The 17,976-nt window shown below is 64.7% G+C and carries 21 protein-coding genes and 1 tRNA gene; 13 read left to right on the top strand and 9 right to left on the bottom strand.

Annotation, left to right across the window (positions count from 1 at the left end; all coding sequences use genetic code 11):
• Positions 1-30 precede the first annotated feature (30 nt).
• Together QM672_RS14180 and QM672_RS14175 are read left to right on the top strand one after the other, a co-directional pair.
• Entirely contained in the window at positions 31-1,125 is a 1,095-nt protein-coding gene (locus QM672_RS14180) for a polyamine ABC transporter substrate-binding protein (protein WP_415083271.1), read from the top strand.
• 246 nt (positions 1,126-1,371) lie between these two features.
• On the top strand, positions 1,372-2,295 hold the full coding sequence (locus QM672_RS14175; protein WP_415083270.1) for an SMP-30/gluconolactonase/LRE family protein: 924 nt from the start codon (positions 1,372-1,374) through the stop codon (positions 2,293-2,295).
• A 91-nt stretch (positions 2,296-2,386) separates the two neighbouring features.
• On the opposite strand, the gene QM672_RS14170 is transcribed toward QM672_RS14175, so the two are convergent.
• Together QM672_RS14170 and QM672_RS14165 are read right to left on the bottom strand one after the other, a co-directional pair.
• Positions 2,387-3,055, bottom strand: a complete 669-nt coding sequence (locus tag QM672_RS14170; RefSeq protein WP_415083269.1) for a M15 family metallopeptidase — start codon at positions 3,053-3,055, stop codon at positions 2,387-2,389.
• 287 nt (positions 3,056-3,342) lie between these two features.
• Positions 3,343-3,810 (bottom strand): hypothetical protein, encoded by a 468-nt coding sequence (locus QM672_RS14165; RefSeq protein WP_311943683.1) that lies wholly within the window; start codon positions 3,808-3,810, stop codon positions 3,343-3,345.
• Positions 3,811-3,879: 69 nt separating this feature from the next.
• On the opposite strand from QM672_RS14165, the gene QM672_RS14160 reads away from it, so the two are divergent.
• The 3 genes from QM672_RS14160 to trpA are packed head-to-tail and all read left to right on the top strand — an operon-like array spanning position 3,880 to position 6,645.
• Positions 3,880-4,536: a phosphoribosylanthranilate isomerase gene (locus QM672_RS14160; protein WP_415083305.1), complete on the top strand. Its 657-nt coding sequence runs from the start codon at positions 3,880-3,882 to the stop codon at positions 4,534-4,536.
• Positions 4,537-4,551: 15 nt separating this feature from the next.
• Positions 4,552-5,769: a tryptophan synthase subunit beta gene (gene trpB, locus QM672_RS14155; RefSeq protein WP_311943679.1), complete on the top strand. Its 1,218-nt coding sequence runs from the start codon at positions 4,552-4,554 to the stop codon at positions 5,767-5,769.
• Between the two features lie 48 nt (positions 5,770-5,817).
• The gene (gene trpA, locus QM672_RS14150) at positions 5,818-6,645 is read left to right on the top strand and encodes a tryptophan synthase subunit alpha (protein ID WP_311943677.1); all 828 of its coding nucleotides are present in this window, start codon (positions 5,818-5,820) and stop codon (positions 6,643-6,645) included.
• A 160-nt stretch (positions 6,646-6,805) separates the two neighbouring features.
• On the opposite strand, the gene QM672_RS14145 is transcribed toward trpA, so the two are convergent.
• On the bottom strand, positions 6,806-7,369 hold the full coding sequence (locus QM672_RS14145; protein WP_415083268.1) for an NUDIX domain-containing protein: 564 nt from the start codon (positions 7,367-7,369) through the stop codon (positions 6,806-6,808).
• 153 nt (positions 7,370-7,522) lie between these two features.
• On the opposite strand from QM672_RS14145, the gene QM672_RS14140 reads away from it, so the two are divergent.
• Positions 7,523-7,607, top strand: a tRNA-Leu gene (locus QM672_RS14140).
• A 238-nt stretch (positions 7,608-7,845) separates the two neighbouring features.
• On the opposite strand, the gene QM672_RS14135 is transcribed toward QM672_RS14140, so the two are convergent.
• The gene (locus QM672_RS14135; protein WP_146126940.1) at positions 7,846-8,124 is read right to left on the bottom strand and encodes a hypothetical protein; all 279 of its coding nucleotides are present in this window, start codon (positions 8,122-8,124) and stop codon (positions 7,846-7,848) included.
• Between the two features lie 329 nt (positions 8,125-8,453).
• On the opposite strand from QM672_RS14135, the gene QM672_RS14130 reads away from it, so the two are divergent.
• The 5 genes from QM672_RS14130 to QM672_RS14110 all read left to right on the top strand — a co-directional run bounded on the left by QM672_RS14130 (position 8,454) and on the right by QM672_RS14110 (position 12,077).
• Positions 8,454-8,699, top strand: a complete 246-nt coding sequence (locus QM672_RS14130) for a hypothetical protein (RefSeq protein ID WP_415083267.1) — start codon at positions 8,454-8,456, stop codon at positions 8,697-8,699.
• 109 nt (positions 8,700-8,808) lie between these two features.
• On the top strand, positions 8,809-9,030 hold the full coding sequence (locus tag QM672_RS14125; RefSeq protein WP_311943670.1) for a hypothetical protein: 222 nt from the start codon (positions 8,809-8,811) through the stop codon (positions 9,028-9,030).
• A 170-nt stretch (positions 9,031-9,200) separates the two neighbouring features.
• Entirely contained in the window at positions 9,201-9,932 is a 732-nt protein-coding gene (locus QM672_RS14120) for a DUF2459 domain-containing protein (protein WP_415083266.1), read from the top strand.
• Between the two features lie 236 nt (positions 9,933-10,168).
• Complete coding sequence (locus tag QM672_RS14115; RefSeq protein ID WP_415083265.1) at positions 10,169-10,909, top strand: L,D-transpeptidase; 741 nt, start codon at positions 10,169-10,171, stop codon at positions 10,907-10,909.
• Positions 10,910-11,180: 271 nt separating this feature from the next.
• Positions 11,181-12,077: a DUF937 domain-containing protein gene (locus QM672_RS14110; protein WP_415083264.1), complete on the top strand. Its 897-nt coding sequence runs from the start codon at positions 11,181-11,183 to the stop codon at positions 12,075-12,077.
• A 144-nt stretch (positions 12,078-12,221) separates the two neighbouring features.
• On the opposite strand, the gene QM672_RS14105 is transcribed toward QM672_RS14110, so the two are convergent.
• Together QM672_RS14105 and QM672_RS14100 are read right to left on the bottom strand one after the other, a co-directional pair.
• Positions 12,222-12,479 (bottom strand): DUF1150 domain-containing protein, encoded by a 258-nt coding sequence (locus QM672_RS14105; protein WP_311943662.1) that lies wholly within the window; start codon positions 12,477-12,479, stop codon positions 12,222-12,224.
• Positions 12,480-12,526: 47 nt separating this feature from the next.
• Positions 12,527-12,955, bottom strand: a complete 429-nt coding sequence (locus QM672_RS14100) for an Hsp20 family protein (RefSeq protein ID WP_068293755.1) — start codon at positions 12,953-12,955, stop codon at positions 12,527-12,529.
• Between the two features lie 213 nt (positions 12,956-13,168).
• Here QM672_RS14100 and QM672_RS14095 point away from each other — a divergent pair, with 213 nt between their 5' ends.
• Entirely contained in the window at positions 13,169-14,512 is a 1,344-nt protein-coding gene (locus QM672_RS14095) for a cobyrinate a,c-diamide synthase (protein ID WP_415083263.1), read from the top strand.
• 124 nt (positions 14,513-14,636) lie between these two features.
• Here the strand turns inward: QM672_RS14095 and QM672_RS14090 are convergent, their stop codons facing one another.
• Positions 14,637-15,194: a DUF924 family protein gene (locus tag QM672_RS14090; protein WP_415083262.1), complete on the bottom strand. Its 558-nt coding sequence runs from the start codon at positions 15,192-15,194 to the stop codon at positions 14,637-14,639.
• 141 nt (positions 15,195-15,335) lie between these two features.
• On the opposite strand from QM672_RS14090, the gene hrcA reads away from it, so the two are divergent.
• Positions 15,336-16,409, top strand: coding sequence for a heat-inducible transcriptional repressor HrcA (gene hrcA, locus QM672_RS14085; RefSeq protein WP_394314208.1), 1,074 nt, complete (start codon positions 15,336-15,338; stop codon positions 16,407-16,409).
• Between the two features lie 46 nt (positions 16,410-16,455).
• Here the strand turns inward: hrcA and QM672_RS14080 are convergent, their stop codons facing one another.
• Positions 16,456-17,445 carry a GlxA family transcriptional regulator gene (locus tag QM672_RS14080; RefSeq protein ID WP_415083260.1) on the bottom strand — a complete coding sequence of 330 codons (990 nt, stop codon included), beginning with the start codon at positions 17,443-17,445 and terminating at the stop codon, positions 16,456-16,458.
• Between the two features lie 120 nt (positions 17,446-17,565).
• Positions 17,566-17,973: a VOC family protein gene (locus tag QM672_RS14075; RefSeq protein WP_415083258.1), complete on the bottom strand. Its 408-nt coding sequence runs from the start codon at positions 17,971-17,973 to the stop codon at positions 17,566-17,568.
• Between the last annotated feature and the right edge of the window lie 3 nt (positions 17,974-17,976).

The following is a 17,976-nucleotide window of genomic DNA, read 5'->3' as shown; positions in this document are numbered from 1 at the left end:
CGCGGCGCTCACCCAGAGGAGGTGTTCCCGATGTCAGCCTTCAAGAAACTGGCTCTCGCGGCCACGGCCGTGGCGTTGCTCGCGGGCCAGGCCATGGCCGAGGACAAGGTCGTCAACGTCTATAACTGGTCGGATTACATTGGCCCGACCGTGCTCGAAGATTTCACCAAGGAAACCGGAATCAAGGTGGTCTACGACACCATGGATTCCAACGAAGTGCTGGAAACCAAATTGTTCGCCGGCAATTCCGGCTATGACGTCGTCTTCCCCTCCGCGACCTTCGCATCGCGCCAGATCAAGGCAGGCGTATTCCAGAAAATAGACAAGTCCAAATTGTCGAACTACAAGGAATTGTGGCCCAAGATCATGGAAAATCTTGCGGTCTACGATCCTGGAAATGAGTATCTCGTCGATTACACCTGGTTCACCACCGGCATCGCCTATAATGTCGACAAGGCCAAGGCCGTGTACGGCGACAAACCGATGAACAGCTGGGACGTGGTGTTCAAGCCCGAGAACATCGCCAAGTTCAAGGATTGCGGCGTCTATTTCCTCGACAGCCCTGAGGACGTCCTCACCGCCGCCCTGAAATATCTCGGCAAGGAACCGGGCTCGACCGACAAGAAGGACATCGAGGCCGCCGGCAAGCTGCTCGAGGGCGTCCGCCCCTATGTGAAGAAGTTCCACTCGTCCGAATATATCAACGCGCTCGCCAATGGCGACATCTGCCTCGCCATCGGCTGGGCCGGCGACACCTATCAGGCCAAGGCGCGTGCCGAGGAAGCCAAGAACGGCGTGAAGGTCGATTATGTCGTTCCCCAGGAAGGCACGCTGATGTCGATGGACACCATGGCCATTCCCAAGGACGCCAAGCATGTCGATGCGGCTCATGCCTTCATCAACTACATGATCCGTCCCGATGTCGCGGCCAAGAATGCCGATGCCACCAAGTTCGCCTCGGGCGTGCTGGCGGCCAAGCCCTTGGTCGACAAGGCGATCACGGACAATCCGCAGATCTATCTCAACGACGACATGCTGGCCAAGACCTATACCGTGCAGCCCTACGCGGCCAAGGTGCAGACGCTGGTCACCCGCACCTGGACCCGGGTCAAGACGGGCCAGTGAGGGCGTCTTGGAGCGCGGACTTCCAGTCCGCCTCTTGCTTCACCGTCAAGTTCGGCGCTCCCAAGGGCGGACAAGATGTCCGCGCTCCGAAAAATATCCACTCCACGGCGCGGTTTCCGCGCCGTTTTCTTTTGTCCGATGAATTGATTTTGCCGGGCAATTGTCGTTCCATGCCGCCAACCAATACCAAGCCTCGAAAATGCCGATGCATTCTCGAGGCTTGGTATGAAACAACGAGGAACCGACATGCTCCCCAAGGAATTCGTGGTCGTCGATCCGCGCTTCAAGGCGCTCATCTTCGGCAATTCCCAGCTCGACAAGCTCCATACGGGCACGCGCTGGGCGGAGGGTCCGGCCTATTTTCCGGCCGGCAAATATCTGATCTGGTCGGATATCCCCAACAACCGGCTGATGCGCTATGACGAGACCGACGGCTCGGTCTCGGTCTACGACCATGACAGCCGCAACCAGAACGGCCACACCGTCGACCGCGAGGGCCGCCTGATCGCCTGCGAGCATCGCGGGCGCTGCGTCAGCCGCATCGAGCATGACGGCAGCCGCACCATCCTGGCCGACAAATATGAAGGCAAGCGCCTGAACTCGCCCAATGACGCGGTGGTGAAGTCGGACGGCTCGATCTGGTTCACCGACCCGACCTATGGCATCGATTCCGAATATGAGGGCGACGCGGCGCCTTCTGAGATCGGCGCCTCCTATGTCTATCGCATCCCCCCGCGCGGCGGGAAGCTCACGGCCGTGGCCACCGATTTCGTCAAGCCCAACGGCCTTGCCTTCTCCCCCGACGAATCCAGGCTCTACATCGTCGACACCGGCGCCACCCATGTCGAGGACGGCCCGCGCCATATCCGCGTCTTCGACGTCGGCGAGGACGGAATCACGCTCTCGGGCGGCAAGGTTTTCGCCACCTCACCGGCTGGCCTGTTCGACGGCCTGCGCGTCGACATCCACGGCAATGTCTGGACCTCGTCCGGCGAAGGCGTGATCTGCTACGCCCCCGACGGCACGCTGATCGGCAAGGTGCTCATCCCCGAAGTCGTCGCCAATGTCGAATTCGGCGGCCCCAAGCGCAACCGCCTCTATATTTGCGGCACGACGTCGCTCTATGCGGTGTATCTGAACACCCAGGGCGCCAAGCGCCCGAAGAAATAGCGCATTCTGATCTCTTGAGGAGAAACCCCTCCGCTTTGTCATAGCCGGGCTTGACCCGGCTACCCGCATGCTTGCATGGGCCACATCGCCCTCAGGGTTCCCTGATCACCACATCATAGGCCGGCGCCTTCGTGGCGCCGGGCAGGCTGAAATGCCACCATTCCCGCGCATAATTGGCAAGGCCATTCGCGGCGAAGACGGCGACGAGGGCCTTGCGATTGGCGGCGGCCTCAGCCGACACCGCCTTGCTCGCGGTCCACGACATCTCGTCGAACAGGTCGAAGCCACCGCCGAAATCGAGCGGCGTGACCTGCCCGGCCGCATCGACCTGTTCTGCCGCGACATCGACGGCGATCCCCTTCGAATGGGAGGAGGCGCGGGCGACATAGCCGAGCGCGAACAGTCTCGACTTGGGCGTGCGCGGATAGAACTCGGCCCTGGTCCGCTGGTCCGTGGCATCCCTGGCCCATTCCAGGAAATCGGCAACGGCGCGCTGGGGCCGATAGCAATCGTAGACGACGAGCCGCCAGCGGCGCTTTTCGAGGTCGCGGGCCGTCGCGGCCAGGGCCTGCGCCGCCTCGCGCTTGAGCCAGCAGGCCGGGCTTGCATAGCCCGCGACAGGCCGGCCGACGAAATTGTGCGAACCGGCATAGCGCATGTCCTGCCGGATACCGGGCGCGACCTCGGCCAGGCGGACGAAGCCGGGCGGCAGGTCGGCGGCGTAAGCGGGGGTAGTCACAAAGACCAGTGTGGCAGCCATCACTGCTAGCACCAGCGTCTTGGCATAGAACCTTCGGAATGTGACGCGACTAGCCCTCTCCAACGAAGTTGGGGAGGGTGGCCGAGCGAAGCGAGGTCGGGTGGGGTGTGGCGGGCAGCGCGTATGCCAAGCCGAGATTGCACCACCGCCCTGCCAAGCCACTAATGGCATCGCATTGCCCACCGCACCCCATCCGTCACGACTGCGTCGTGACACCTTCCCCACTTCGTGGAGAAGGCTAGTTGCGCCTCGCCCGCCCCGACCGAAACCGTTGCATGGATCACCCGTCAATTCTGCGGCTCGCATGCGGCCTCCGGCGCCGGCCAGAGCAGGAAGACCCGGTGTTCCGGCCCGTCGACGGCCTGGAAGCTGGCATTGCCCTGCGCATCGGGATGCTCCACCTGCATGCCCGCAGCGGGAACGTCGAGGCGGATGCCCTTGGCATTCTGCGTCGCGGTGAGCTTGCCGCCGTCACCGTCCAGGGTGCAGGCGAACACGGCTCCCTGCTGGCGGCAGCCGCCGCCCGCCCACCATTGGCGCTTGTCGCCCCGGAACCACAGGCCGACACCGATGCCCGAGCCATTGTCGGCCAGGAGACGCACGGTGATACGGGTCACGCGCTGGTCGACATGCTTGACGAGATGGGCGGTATCGTAGTCGCGGGCATAGCACAGCGACGCCTCGGCCGGCCCCGCCATCACCACCAGCCCGGCCATCACCGCGACCCCGCCAACGAACCGCCCTTTCGGGAACATTCGCACTCTCTCCCCTGCTCCATCCTGATTTCACTGGCAATGCGCGCCGGATGCAACTATCTCGACGCCATTATGGCATTGATCAAGATCTGCGGTCTCTCCACCCCCGACACGCTGGAAGCGGCTCTGGCCGCCGGCGCCGACATGGTCGGCTTCGTGTTCTTCGAGAAATCGCCCCGCCATATCGGCTATGATCTGGCGGCCCAGCTGGGCGCGCAGGTCTCGGGCCGTGCGCGCAAGACCGCCCTCTCCGTCGATGCCGACGATGCCAGGCTCGACGCCATCGTCGCCGCCCTCGCCCCCGACGGGCTGCAGCTGCATGGCAAGGAAAGTCCCGAGCGTGTGGCGGCCGTCAAGGCCCGCTACGGCCTGCCGCTCCTGAAGGCGATCGGTGTCTCCAGCGCCGCCGATCTCGAAGGGGCAGCCGTCTATCGCGGCGTGGCCGACTGGCTGCTGCTCGACGCCAAGCCCCCGAAGGACGCCGCCCATCCCGGCGGCAACGGCGTGACATTCGACTGGACGCTGCTCAAGCATCTCGACCGCACCCTGCCCTTCATGCTATCGGGCGGGCTCGATCCCGCCAATGTTGCCGAAGCCATCCGCATCAGCACCCCCGACGGGGTCGACGTCTCGTCGGGCGTCGAAGACCGGCCCGGCGTGAAGAACCCCGACAAGATCAGGGCTTTCGTGGAGAGGGCGCGCGCCTCCTTCACGTCATCCCGCTGACAACAGGCCGCAACGATGACCGAGACCCCCAAGCTCAATTCCTTCCGCAACGGACCCGATGAGCGCGGTCATTTCGGGCAGTTCGGCGGGCGCTTCGTCGCCGAGACGCTGATGCCGCTGATCCTGTCGCTGGAAGAGGCCTACAAGCAGGCCAAGGCGGACCCGGCCTTCCACAAGGAGATGGCGGGGCACCTGTCCACCTATGTCGGCCGGCCCTCGCCGCTCTATTTCGCCGAAAGGCTGACCGAGCATTTCGGCGGCGCCAAGATCTATCTCAAGCGTGAAGAGCTGAACCACACCGGCTCGCACAAGGTCAACAATGTGCTCGGCCAGATCATGCTGGCGCGTCGCATGGGCAAGCCGCGCATCATCGCCGAGACCGGCGCCGGCCAGCACGGCGTCGCCACCGCCACGCTCTGCGCCCGCTTCGGCCTGAAATGCGTGGTCTATATGGGCGCCGTCGACGTCGAGCGCCAGGCGCCCAACGTCTTCCGCATGAAGATGCTCGGCGCCGAGGTCATTCCGGTGCAGTCCGGCTCCAAGACGCTCAAGGACGCCATGAACGAGGCGCTGCGCGACTGGGTCACCAATGTGCACGACACCTTCTACTGCATCGGCACCGTGGCCGGCCCCCATCCCTATCCGGGCATGGTGCGCGACTTCCAGTCGATCATCGGCCGCGAGACCCGCGAGCAGATGATGGAGGCCGAAGGGCGCCTGCCCGACAGCGTGATCGCCTGCATCGGCGGCGGTTCCAACGCCATGGGCCTGTTCCATCCCTTCCTGGACGATCCCTCCGTCGAGATCATCGGCGTGGAAGCGGCCGGGCACGGCCTCACCAGCCTGCACGCCGCCTCGATCGCCGGCGGCCGCCCCGGCGTGCTGCACGGCAACCGCACCTATCTTCTGATGGATGCCGACGGCCAGATCGAGGAAGCCCATTCCATCTCCGCCGGCCTCGACTATCCCGGCATCGGGCCGGAACATTCCTGGCTGCACGAGGTCGGCCGCGCCACCTACATGTCTGCGACGGACCAGGAGGCTCTGGACGCCTTCCAGTTGCTGTCGCGCCTGGAGGGCATCATTCCCGCGCTCGAATCGGCCCATGCCCTCGCCCGGGTGGCCGAGCTGGCGCCGAAGCGGCCCAAGGATCACCTGATGGTGGTCAGCCTCTCCGGCCGCGGCGACAAGGACGTACCGCAGGTTGCCGAGATTTTGGGAACGTCGCTATGACCTCGCGCCATCCCATCCTGCCGCCCCCTGCTCCGAGCCTGTGACACCATGACCAGCCGCCTCACCGCCCGCTTCGCCGCCCTGGCCGCCGAAAAGCGCGCCGCCCTGGTGACCTTCGTCACCGCCGGCGATCCCGATATCGAGACTTCCGCCAAGATCCTTGCCGGCCTGCCGGCTGCCGGCGCCGACATCATCGAATTCGGCATGCCCTTCACCGATCCGATGGCCGACGGCCCGGCGATCCAGGCTGCGGGCCTGCGGGCCCTCAAGGCCGGCATGACGCTGACCAAGACGCTCGGCGTCATCCGCGAATTCCGCAAAAGCGACGATGCCACGCCGATCATCCTGATGGGCTATTTCAACCCGATCTACATCTATGGCGTCGAACGCTTCCTGGTCGATGCCAAGGCCGCCGGGGTCGACGGCCTGATCGTGGTCGATCTGCCGCCGGAAGAGGATGACGAGCTCTGCCTGCCGGCGCTGAAGGCCGGCATCGCCTTCATCCGCCTGGCGACGCCGACCACCGACGACAAACGCCTGCCCAAGGTGCTGCAGAACACCTCGGGCTTCGTCTATTATGTCTCGATCACCGGTATCACCGGCTCGGCCACGCCCGATTTCGGCGTGGTGGCTGGCGCCGTCGGCCGCATCAAGCAGCACACCGACCTGCCGGTCTGCGTCGGCTTCGGCGTCAAGACCGCCGAGCACGCCCGGGCCATCGCCGAGGGCGCCGACGGCGTGGTAGTGGGTTCCGCCCTGGTGGAAGCGGTACGCAGCAGCCTCGATGCCGATAACAAGGCGACGGAGAAGACGGTGCCGGCCGTGCTGGCGCTGGTCGGCGACATCGCCAAGGGCGCCCGCAGCGTCAAGAAGTAAGGCCCGCATACCTATGCCCTTCTCCCCTTGCGGGAGAAGGTCCCGGCAGGGGGATGAGGGGTCGCGCGCCCTCTCGGAAATGTCGAGAAACCCCTCATCCGGCACTTCGTGCCACCTTCTCCCGCAAGGGGAGAAGGGATGGGACCCGCGCGATCATCCTTTAAAACAGCTCCGGCCGCTTCAGCCGGAGCGTCTGCACCAGGGCGTAGGTCTTGAGATCGGAAAGCTCGCCGCGGTCGGCCATGGCGGCTAGATCCTTCAGCCCGATCTCGACCACCTCGATCTCCTCGTTCTCTTCCGCCAGGCCGCCGCCGGCGCCCACGCGGCTCGCCGCCGAATATTCGGCCAGGAACATGTGCATCTTCTCGGTCGAGATGCCCGGCATCACGAAGGCCGCCCCGAGCGGGACCAGGGCCTTCAGTTCCAGCCCTGCCTCCTCCATCGCCTCGCGCCGGGCGCAATCGGCCGGATCGTCCTCGTCCAGGATACCGGCCGGTGCCTCGAGCGAGGCCTCCACGCCATGTCCCTTGAGAATCGCAACGCGCAACTGGCGCACCAGCAACGCCAGCCGGCGCTCGGAATCGAAGGGCAGAACCGTCACCGCATCGCCGTGATCCTCGACGCTGCGGTGAATCACCGCGCCACCGGGCGTGCGGGCCTTGACCATCAGCAGGCGGTTCCAGCCGTCATAAAGCAGGGCCTCGTCGAGAATCGCTGCGGCCAAGGCATTCACTCCATTCGAACTCCGCCGCAGACAAGCCCAGCAAGGTGTCAAACGCAAGGCAGAACGCCGGTTTTGCGGCGGTTTCATCAAGCTGTCGCAAGAACTGCAAATGGGCGTTGACATCGGCTCTCCGCCCCCCTAGAAGACCCCCGCGCCCAGATGGCGGAATTGGTAGACGCGCACGGTTCAGGTCCGTGTACTGCAAGGTGTGGAGGTTCGAGTCCTCTTCTGGGCACCAATTTCGGAAAGGCTCGACGTGGCTAACGGCCCGTCGGGCCTTTTGCATTTCGAGGCCTCGAGACGCAGAGCATCGCTCACGCCCGAGCCCTAAGGCGTTCTGCGATTTGGTGGAATCACCAAGAATCGCAAAACGCCTTAGCCAATCCTTTGGATTGGCTTGGAAACAAAGAGTGAGAGCAAATAAGCGTTCACGCTTGAACGCGCTTTGCTCCAGGTTTCAGCTATCGTCTCGGGTTTCAGCTGTCGTCGCGCAGCCTCTCGGCCCGTTCGCGGGCTTCAGGGGGAATCGGCAGCAAGCCGGAGCCCCGCAGCATCGCCTCGATCGCCGTGTTGGCATGGTCGAGCGCGCTGCCGGCGGCATAGTCCCCGTCCAGCCAATCCGGCAATTCGTTCAGCACATTGGTGAGGCAGGCGAGCAGCATCGCCTCGTTGTCGGACAGGCTCGCCTTGATACGCTGATACTCGGCCGCGAGAACGGTCGGGTGCTCGTCATAGTCCAAGGGTCGAAATGCCATATACCGCAGCCCCGTCGCGATGTTGCAGGCCTGGCAAATTGCGTTCAGCCGCGCGCCAGAGCGTCTTGCGATTTAGCGGTGACGCCAAGAATCGCAAAACGCATCGAACCAAAGAGTGAGAGCAAACAAGCGTTTCCGTCTAAACGCGTTTTGCTCTGGAGAGCACTGGCTTATCGCGTGTGACCGCCACGTTACAAGGCTCGCGATTATCTCCGGGACAGACGGCTTTGCGCAAGGCCTGCGACGGCACGTCCCGAAAAGCCCGGTCACGCCCCTATCACGCCCCTGGGAGATTGTTAGCTTACAAACAGAACCAGGGGAGAGTAACGATGGGAATGCATCTGACCGGTCCGAGCAGCGGCCAGGAGCCGTGCCTGTTGTTCGAGGATTGCGGTGTTCTCTCCGCCGAGCGGCTGGAGCGTGGCATTCCCTGTCTCGACTTTGCTTCTCCGAATTGCGCGACGAGCGGTGTCGCTGCCCTGAAGGCCAAGCTCGCCGTCCGCAAGGCCATGGTGCGCGTGCATGATCGCCTGAAGGCAATTGAGGCCGAGCGCAACGGCCGAGGGCCCGATTGAACGACGGCCTCGACAAGGTCCGTCCCCGCAAACCGCTGCGTTACGGGATTGTGCCGGCGATCACGCTGCCGCCACGAAGTTCCGCGACACTCCGGCCGAATGCAGGGCCATGTCGGGTGTGGCCGTCTGGGGAGAGCTCACCATGCGTGCCATTCTATCCTTGTTGATCATCGTCTATCTGATCGGGGTGGGCGTCCAACTGGCCCCTGTGGTCCAAGGGCAGTGGAGCAGCGGCTCGGCCTCCGATTTTGCCAGCAGCATCGCCCGAGCGCTTCCCGATGCCCTGACCTGGCCAGCCAAGGTCTACCGCGGCCTGACCGACAAGGCCTGAGAACACCTCCGTCTCGCGACGACCCTCGTCTTTCTCCCATCCGAGCCTTATGATCGAACCGGTTCAGTTGGTTTGCGCGCACGAAGCGTTTTGCGATTCGGCGGAATCATCTCGAATCGCGAAAAAGCGTTCGACCATCATGGGGGGAGCCCTGCAGGCGTCTTCGCAGCATGCCTGATCCCGCCAGCGGGGTTGTGGCCGGAACGATGAGGCGCACGCGGCTCTCGCAGAGCCTGCGCCTCCTGTTCGCACTCGCCGCCCTGCCGTTCCTCGCCCTTCTCGGCTTCTTGCTTGTCGCCATCGGCTTCGCACTCCTGCCCGCGCCTGGGCGAGCCCAGCAGGCCGACAGCGAGCCGCCCCTCTATCTGTGCGCCTCCCTCGCCCATACCGACATCGTGATGCCGAGCCGGGACGCGCTGGTCGATTGGGCGGGACTGTTTCCGGCCGTCACGCCCCCCGACCTGCCCAGCGAGGCCTATCTGGCCTTCGGTTGGGGCGACCTCGTCTTTTTCCAGGACACGCCGACTTGGGCCGACACCAGGATATCGACGGCCCTGGCGGCCCTTGCCGGCCGGCACGACACCGCCCTCAGGGTGGTCGCCCTCAATCCGCCGGTTGCCAATCCCGACTGCCTGCCGCTTGCGGTTGACAGGGAAGGCCGGCAGGCCCTGATCACCCATATTCGCGCGAGCCTGCAGCCGGACACCGCCGGCAAGGCCCAGCAGCGCCCCGGCGGCACGGGGCTCGAAGCCTTCTATCTCGCCAGGGGGCGCTACGGACCGTTCAACACCTGCAACCAATGGGTGGCCGAGGCCCTCGCAGCCGCCGGCCTGCCCCATGCCCGCTTCGCGCCTTTCAGCTTCAGCGTGACCTGGCCCCTCGGGGAAGGCCGAACCAGCTAGAGCAAGCGGTACGACAATCTTGTTGCCGGAAGAACACACCCTCGGGCGCTTTTGCATCCGCCGCCGACAAGCTCGCCACGGGCGCACAATCCTGCCGCAATGGCTGCCTACGCCCCAGTCTCACCGAGACGCCGCCGCAGCTTCCGAGCTCCGGCAGGCGCGGACGAATAAAAACAGCACATACCTGGACTAAAATGATACTGGCACGAAGCATTATCCTTCTGGCCTTGCCGCTGATGCTTGCAAGCTGCGTCACGACGAGCGCGAAGATCGACACCTCTCTGGCAACCCCGGCCGTTGCCCCGCAGGCGGGCGCGAGCGCACAGCTCGCCGCCCTGCCCATCGTCAAGCCCGAGGAGGCCCGGAACGCCCCCGCCGCCACACCGGAAACGGCCGAGGCGCTCGACCCCCATTATGCCGCCCTCTATGCCGGCTCCAGGGATGGCGCCTACCCGATCAAGGCCGTGGATCTGGCCAGCGTGGCACCCCGTTTCTGGCGCCGCGAGGTTTCCTATCAATCATCGGAAAAGACCGGCACCATCGTCGTCGACCCCAACAAGCGTTTCCTCTATCTGATCCAGGGCAACGGCAAGGCGCTGCGCTACGGGGTCGGCGTCGGCAAGGTCGCGGAGTACAATTTCCAGGGCGAGGCGATCATCGCGCGCAAGGCCACCTGGCCGCGCTGGACCCCGACCCCCACCATGATCGCCCGCAATCCCAAGCAATATGGCCGCCATCGGTCCGGCATGGCCGGCGGCCCCAGCAACCCGCTGGGCGCCCGCGCGCTCTATCTCTATAGCGGCGGCCGCGACACGCTGTATCGCCTGCATGGGACCACCAACCCATCCGCCATCGGTACCAAGGTCTCGTCCGGCTGCATCCGGCTGACCAACCAGGACATCATCGATCTCTACAAGCGCGTTCCCGTCGGCACCAAGGTGATCGTGCTGCCGGTAGGTGCCAGCCGCTCGGCCTGACCGCTCGAAGAGCAGGATAATCTTCGCTCGGCCATGATGGCGCACCGCCTGGCCGGGCGATCAGCCAAGCGGCAATCCTCGAAACGAGGTTCGGCGCGACATACGAAATTCAAATCTTTCCTATTCCGTAAAGGAATTTGAATCTTCGTGAAACGTCATTCTGCCGGCCACTTGGCGGACGGCAAGAACAGCCGGCCCCACGCCATTGAATTTTGCAACGGAGACGATTGGGTACTAAGGTATCCATAAATTTTCTGACACGAGGAATGAAATGGCCATCAATCTTCCCAGCCTCGTCTCCCAATTGATCACCCCTGATCTCATCGAGCGCGCCGCTGCAATCATCGGCATCGACCCGGCCCTGGCCGGAAAACTGGTCGGCGCCGCGATTCCCTCCGTGCTCGGGGCCTTCGCCAGCGAGGCCTCTTCTCCCGACGGGGCCAAGGGCATTTCCGACCTGATCTCCAGCCAGGATCCGGGCCTGTTCGACACGCTGTCTGCCGGCGTGACCAGCAGCGATGCCAATGCCCTGGCCAGCGGCGGCAACGTGCTGACCTCCCTGCTCGGCGCCGAAGGCGTCAACCAGCTGGCCAATGTCCTCGGCCAGGCCACCGGCGCCCCACCGCAGGCCGCCGCTTCCGTGCTCGGTCTTGTCGGCCCGGCCGTCGTCGGCGCCCTCGGCAACCAATCGCCGGAGAATTGGGCGAACGGCAATGCGGTGGCCACGCTCTTTGCGGGCGAGAAACAGGCGATCACGGCGGCACTCCCGGCCAGCCTCGCGGCGGGACTTGCCGATAGCGGCTTTCTGCAAGGCCTGGACACGGCGGTCAGCGGCGCCTTCCGGACCACGCCGCCGCAATCCACGCTGGGTTCGGCCGCACCGGGACCTCAGGCGGGCACGTCGACCCTCGGATCCGGCGAAACGGCAGCACCAGCCAGCCGCTCGACTCTCGACACCAAGCCGTCTCCCAGCCCTCAGGTCCAGCACCAGGCCGCTCCCCCGCCGCCACCGCAATCGAGCGGCAGCATGACCTGGCTCTATCTCATCATCGCCATCCTGGTCGTCGGCGCCCTCGCTTGGTACTTCCTCTACAAGCGCCCTCAGGCGAGCGCACCGGCCACCACCGGCCAGATCGAGATGCCCGCCGCATCACCCCCGCTCGCCTGAAAAGCGACGAAGCCGGGGCATATCGCGATAGAGAAGGCGACGAAGCCCGCGCTTCGCCGGTTGGCCTCGGCGTAAAAAAGGCGACGAAGCTTGCGCTTCGCCGCCCTGGATCCGCTCCTGGCGGATGCACTTCTCGTGAGCTGCTCAGTGCAGGGAAACCGGCACCAGTTCCTGTTCCCAGGCATTGGCCACCGCGCCCTCGGCCGAGTCGGCGATCATGATCGGCGTGCCATCGGCGGCATTGAGGGTGAACAGCTTCAAGCCGGGACGGATTTCGCCGAGCTGCGGATAGAGCCGCATGGCATCCTCCGACATGATCGGCTTGACATAGGCGACATGCCCGGCGCCCAGGGCGGCCAGCATCTCGGGAGTAGGCACAGCAGTCTTATCGTTCCGGATCATGGGACCCTCCTGAACGTTGAATACAATGGAAAAAAGCAAGCGGTTCGTCAGTCCCGCACCGCGATGTCGATGCGCTTGGCGACGCGCTCGGGCTCCGGGCGGATCAGATCGACGGAAAGCAGCCCGTTCTTCAAATCCGCACCCATCACCTCCATGCCATCGGCGAGGAGGAAAGTGCGCTGGAACTGGCGGGCTGCGATGCCGCGATGCAGGAAGACGCGAGATTTGTCGTCCACCTGGCGCCCGCGGATGACGAGCTGGTTTTCCTCGATCGAGACGTCAAGCTCCTCGCGGCTGAAGCCAGCGACGGCGAGGGTGATTCTCAACCGCTCGGGTGGTCGATCACAGGAACCGACCCGCTCGATATTATAGGGCGGATAGCCGTCATTGGCGGCTTTGGCGACCCTGTCCAGTGCTCGTTCGATCTCATCGAAACCGAGCAGGAAGGGCGAGTTCAAGGTTGGTACGCGCGACATTGCAAAGCCCTCGCAGGAAGCGACTTTGGAGTGGGACCCTGACGGCATCCCCGTTCCGGCAACTCCGGAACAATCTCAATATGGGCAAGCGCAAGGGGGTTTCAAGAGGGGCTCGGGAATGCAGTGAGGATTTCCGGGCCAAGCCCTCCAGGGCAAACGTGTTTTGGTGGAAACGCTCTTGCGCGCCGCTCCCGGGCGAGGCAGGAACGGCATATGATCCCTCCCGGCCTTCTCATTGCCGCGCCCCGCTCCGGCTCCGGCAAGACCACTCTGGTGCTCGGCCTGCTGCGCGCCCTCGCCCGCAGCGGCATTGCCGTACAGCCGATGAAATGCGGCCCCGACTATATCGATCCCGGCTTTCATGCCGCGGCCGCCGCGCGGGTGAGCTACAATCTCGACAGCTGGGCGATGCGCCCGGCCCTCCTCGACAGCCTGATCCACCAGGCCGGCAGCGATGCCGAGCTCTTCATCGGCGAGGCGCTGATGGGGCTGTTCGACGGCGTTGTCAGCGACGGTGCCAGCGGGGACGGCTCCTCCTCCGGTCTCGCGGCGCGGCAAGGCTGGCCGGTGCTGCTGGTTCTCGACATTTCCGGCCAGTCCCAGTCTGCCGGTGCCGTCGCCAAGGGCTTTGCCAGTTTCCGCCCCGATGTGCGCATTGCCGGCGTGGTGCTCAACAAGGTCGCCAGCTCCCGGCACGAGGCTTTGGCACGCAAGGGCATCGAGGAGGCCGGCCTGCCCGTGGTCGGCGTCCTGCCCCGCAATGCCGACCTCGTGCTGCCTGAACGCCATCTCGGCCTGGTCCAGGCCGACGAGACCGCCGAACTCGACCAGCGGCTGGAAGCTTTGGCGGATTTCGTCGAGGCCCATTGCAGCATCGAGGCCATCCGGTCCCTCGCCGGGCCGACCAAACTGCCGACGGGGCTGGACCAGGCAGGTCTTCCGCCGGCCGATATCAAGGATGCGGGCTTACGCCCGCCCGGCCAGCGCATCGCCCTGGCCCGCGACGCCGCCTTCTCCTTCGTCTATCCGCATCTCATCGCTGGCTGGCGCCGCCAGGGCGCCGAGATCATCCCCTTCTCGCCGCTGGCCGATGAGGGGCCGGCTGGGGATGCCGATATCGCCTGGCTGCCCGGCGGCTATCCCGAACTCCATGGCGCGCGTCTCGCCACCGCTACGCGTTTCCAGAAAGCCTTGCGCCAGTTCGCGCAGACCCATCCCGTGCATGGCGAATGCGGGGGCTACATGGTGCTCGGCCAGGTCCTGACGGATGCGGAGGGCACGGCCCACCGCATGACCGGCCTGCTCGACCTCGAAACCAGCTTCGCCAAGCGCAAGATGAATCTGGGCTATCGCCTCGCCGAACTGAAGCAGGATTGCCCGCTCGGCCGGAAAGGCAGCTTCGTCCGCGGCCATGAGTTTCATTACTCGACCACCCTGCGCTCGGCCGATCCGCCCCTCTTCGAGGTCAGCGACGCCAACGGCACCTCGCTGGGTGCCCTCGGCAGCCATCGCGGCCGGGTCACCGGCTCGTTCTTCCACGTGATCGACAGGGCCTAACACTACAGGTGCAATTTGGCGGAGACGCCGGGCTTGCGTCATTGCGAGCGCAGCGAAGCAATCCGGGAGCCATGTGTTTTACCAGGACTGGATTGCTTCGCTGCGCTCGCAATGACGGAGGGCCTCAGCCCGCAAAGCCGCCCTCGTCGAGAAAACGGCGCTCTTCCGGCGTGCAGATGCGGCCAAGAATATCATTGCGATGGGGAAAGCGGCCGAAGCGGGCGATGATGTCGCGATGCTCCTCGGCATACTTCAGATAGTCGCCTTCCAGCGTCCGGCACAGAGCGAGGCAGCGCTCCTGGTCGGCAAGCTCCTCCGAATGCATGAAGGGCAGATAGAAGAAGATACGCAGCTCCGGCGCGATGCGGCGGTCATGACCATGAGCCAGAGCCGCGGCTGCAACCTGTCGTGCCTGGGGATCGCCGGCATACATCGCCGGCGTATCGCGAAAGGCATTGCGCGGAAACTGGTCGAGCAGCAGCACCAGCGCGAGCGCACCGGGCGCCCTCGCCTCCCAGTCCGCGAGTTCGCCACGCATGGCAGCCTGATGCAGGGTGAGGAAGCGCGTGCGAAAATCGCGATCGAACCCTTCATCCTTCTCGAACCAGCGTTCGGGACCCGCCGCGACCCAGAAATCGACGACGGCGCTCGCGGAAGGTGGAACCGAATCGACCATGACCATGTTCTCCTTGCGCTGACGAGACTAGAGGCGAAACTTGAACGAGGGAGGAATCTGCATAGCGCTGCGGAAACTACAATTCCACCATTGAACAATCGCCGAATGCTCGTCACATTAGCGTCGAGGAGACAGACCTTGTCCGCTGTGACGCCGACCATTCCTTCGAGTGAACTTGCCCAGCTGAACGAACGCTCGCGCGAGATATTCCGTCAGATCGTCGATTCCTATCTTGCGACCGGGGAGCCCGTCGGCTCCCGCAACATTTCGCGCCTGCTGCCCACCTCGCTGTCGCCCGCGTCGGTGCGCAACGTCATGCAGGACCTGGAGGTGCTCGGACTGATCCAGGCGCCGCATACCAGCGCCGGGCGGCTGCCGACCGAACTCGGCTTGCGCTTCTTCGTCGACGCCATGCTGGAATTCGGCGACCTCGCCGCGCAGGACCGCGCCCAGATCGACGCGCAGATCCGGGCAAGGACATCCTCGCGCTCCCTCGAGGACGTGCTGATCGAGGCCTCGGCCACCCTGTCCGGCCTGTCGCGCGGTGCCGGCGTGGTCGTCACCGGCAAGCGCGACCAGCGGCTGAAGCATATCGAATTCGTGCGCCTCGAACCCACCCAGGCCCTGGTCATCCTGGTCTCCGAGGAAGGCGCGGTGGAAAACCGGGTCATCACCGTGCCGGTCGGGCTGCCGACATCGGCGCTGGTGGAGGCCTCCAACTATCTCAACGCCCGCGCTCGCGGCAAGACGATCGAGGACCTCAAGCGCGAGATGAGCAGCGCCCTCGACGCCGGGCGCGCGGAACTCGACGATCTCACCACCAAGCTGATCAATACCGGCTTGGCAAGCTGGAGTGGCGGCCCTTCCGACATGCCGCAGCAGCTCATCGTGCGCGGCCAGGCCAATCTCCTGGAAGACCTGCATGCCGGCGAAGACCTGGAGCGCATCCGCCTGCTCTTTGCCGACATCGAGGCCAAGAAGGACCTGATCGACCTGCTCGGCCGTGCCGAGGGCGGCGACGGCGTGCGCATCTTCATCGGCTCGGAGAACAAGCTGTTCTCGCTCTCGGGCTCCTCGATGATCGCCGCGCCCTTCCGGGATGCCAACCAGAAGATCGTGGGCGTGCTCGGCGTGATCGGGCCGACTCGGCTGAACTATGCCCGCGTGGTGCCGATGGTCGACTATACCGCCAAGGTCATCGGGAAGCTGCTCAAGCCCTGACTCGGCAGACCAGGGGGCGGCCGGCAACATGCCCGTCCCGGCATGGTCAGCGCTTTTGAACGCCGGGATTTTCGCCTTCCCGCCGATCTTCGCGCGGCGTTATCGCAAAATGCGCGCGATAGGATCGCGAAAGACATGATGCGGAGGAATAGCCGCAGGCCATGGCGATCTCCATCACGCTCATGTCGGTCTGGCGCAAAAGCAGGCGGGCGCGCTGCAGCCTGAGCTGCAGATAGTAATTGGCCGGTGAATCCTTGAGCTCGGCCCGGAACAGGCGTTCGAGCTGCCGGGCGGAGACACCGGACAGGGCCGCAAGGGCCTTGGCGTCGAGCGGCGTCTCCAGATTGGCCTCCATCGCCGCCACCACGCGGATCAGCTTGCCATTGGCGATCCCCAGCCGCTTGGGCAGGCTCATGCGCTGGCGGTCGTGGCGCGGGCGCAGCCTGTCGTGGATGAACTGCTCGGACACGGCCACCGCCAGGGCCTGCCCATATTGGCGGGCGATCATGTCGAGCATCAGGTCGAGCGCCGCCGTGCCGCCGGCACAGGTGAAATGCTTGGCCGACACCTCGAACAGGGCCTCGCTGATCTCGATGTCCGGAAAGGCTTCGGCGAAGCCGGGCGCCGCCTCCCAATGCATGGTGACCTTGCCGCCGCTGAGCAGACCGGCTGCAGCGAGGATCCAAGCCCCGGTATCGAGTGCACCGATCTCGGTACCGCGGCGCGCGAGATGGCGCAGGCGCGCCAGCATCGCCTTGCTGGCATAGTGCTCCGGCTCGAAGCTGGAGCAGACGATCAAAGTAGGAATGTCGCCGCTGGAGGGCAGAGCGCCTCCCACTGGGATCGGCCAGCCATTGGAAGCCTTGACCGGCTCGCCGTCCATCGACCAGGCCCGCCAGTCGAAGACCTGCCGCCTGGCCATGCGGTTGGCGACGCGCAAAGGCTCGACGGCAGCCGAGAACGCCATCATCGAGAATTGCGGCACCAGCAGGAAATCGATCCGGATAGGCCCCGGCCCCGCATGCGGCTTGAACACGACTATTGGCTCCGGGCGGTCAAAGCATTTTCGAGAAAAGTCGATCGACTTTTCGATTAAGAAAATGCGTCAAAACAAAGGATTAGAGAAAATCTCGATCTCTTCGAATCGCAATTTTCTCTATGGCGCAATCAAGTCGCCACGATAGACAATATGGATCTTGTTGCCATCGGGATCGCGCAGATAGGCACCGTAATAGCCCTTGCCGTAATGCGGCCTTTCGCCTGGCTGCCCCTCGTCGGCGCCACCGGCCGCCATGCCACCGGCATAGGCGGCGTCGACCGCCTCGGGCGAAGCGGCCTGGAAGGCGACCATGCTGCCATTGCCGACCGTGGCGGGATGCCGGTTGAAGGGATTGTAGGCATAAAAGCGCGGTAACGGCCTGGTGGGGTCGACCCAGCAGCGGGCGTCCGGGCCGTCATCCGGCGTGACCGGGCGCTGACTTAGCCCGAGCGGTGCCAGCAGGGCATCGTAGAAGCGAGCAGCGCGCTTGAGGTCGCCGACGCCGACCGTGACATGGCTGAACATGGC

Source organism: Labrys sp. (in: a-proteobacteria) (assembly GCF_047605565.1).
Taxonomy (GTDB): domain Bacteria; phylum Pseudomonadota; class Alphaproteobacteria; order Rhizobiales; family Labraceae; genus Labrys; species Labrys neptuniae.
The sequence above is the reverse complement of the archived record's forward strand: the minus strand, read 5'-3'. Positions and strand labels throughout refer to the sequence as shown.

Excerpts from the sequence above, each read along its gene's own strand:
- QM672_RS14180 (WP_415083271.1), top strand. The coding sequence starts at position 31 with ATGTCAGCCTTCAAGAAACTGGCTCTCGCGGCCACGGCCGTGGCGTTG.
- QM672_RS14175 (WP_415083270.1), top strand. The coding sequence starts at position 1,372 with ATGCTCCCCAAGGAATTCGTGGTCGTCGATCCGCGCTTCAAGGCGCTC.
- QM672_RS14170 (WP_415083269.1), bottom strand. The coding sequence starts at position 3,055 with ATGGCTGCCACACTGGTCTTTGTGACTACCCCCGCTTACGCCGCCGAC.
- QM672_RS14165 (WP_311943683.1), bottom strand. The coding sequence starts at position 3,810 with ATGTTCCCGAAAGGGCGGTTCGTTGGCGGGGTCGCGGTGATGGCCGGG.
- trpB (WP_311943679.1), top strand. The coding sequence starts at position 4,552 with ATGACCGAGACCCCCAAGCTCAATTCCTTCCGCAACGGACCCGATGAG.
- trpA (WP_311943677.1), top strand. The coding sequence starts at position 5,818 with ATGACCAGCCGCCTCACCGCCCGCTTCGCCGCCCTGGCCGCCGAAAAG.
- QM672_RS14135 (WP_146126940.1), bottom strand. The coding sequence starts at position 8,124 with ATGGCATTTCGACCCTTGGACTATGACGAGCACCCGACCGTTCTCGCG.
- QM672_RS14130 (WP_415083267.1), top strand. The coding sequence starts at position 8,454 with ATGGGAATGCATCTGACCGGTCCGAGCAGCGGCCAGGAGCCGTGCCTG.
- QM672_RS14125 (WP_311943670.1), top strand. The coding sequence starts at position 8,809 with ATGTCGGGTGTGGCCGTCTGGGGAGAGCTCACCATGCGTGCCATTCTA.
- QM672_RS14120 (WP_415083266.1), top strand. The coding sequence starts at position 9,201 with ATGCCTGATCCCGCCAGCGGGGTTGTGGCCGGAACGATGAGGCGCACG.
- QM672_RS14115 (WP_415083265.1), top strand. The coding sequence starts at position 10,169 with ATGCTTGCAAGCTGCGTCACGACGAGCGCGAAGATCGACACCTCTCTG.
- QM672_RS14110 (WP_415083264.1), top strand. The coding sequence starts at position 11,181 with ATGGCCATCAATCTTCCCAGCCTCGTCTCCCAATTGATCACCCCTGAT.
- QM672_RS14105 (WP_311943662.1), bottom strand. The coding sequence starts at position 12,479 with ATGATCCGGAACGATAAGACTGCTGTGCCTACTCCCGAGATGCTGGCC.
- QM672_RS14100 (WP_068293755.1), bottom strand. The coding sequence starts at position 12,955 with ATGTCGCGCGTACCAACCTTGAACTCGCCCTTCCTGCTCGGTTTCGAT.
- QM672_RS14095 (WP_415083263.1), top strand. The coding sequence starts at position 13,169 with ATGATCCCTCCCGGCCTTCTCATTGCCGCGCCCCGCTCCGGCTCCGGC.
- QM672_RS14090 (WP_415083262.1), bottom strand. The coding sequence starts at position 15,194 with ATGGTCATGGTCGATTCGGTTCCACCTTCCGCGAGCGCCGTCGTCGAT.
- QM672_RS14075 (WP_415083258.1), bottom strand. The coding sequence starts at position 17,973 with ATGTTCAGCCATGTCACGGTCGGCGTCGGCGACCTCAAGCGCGCTGCT.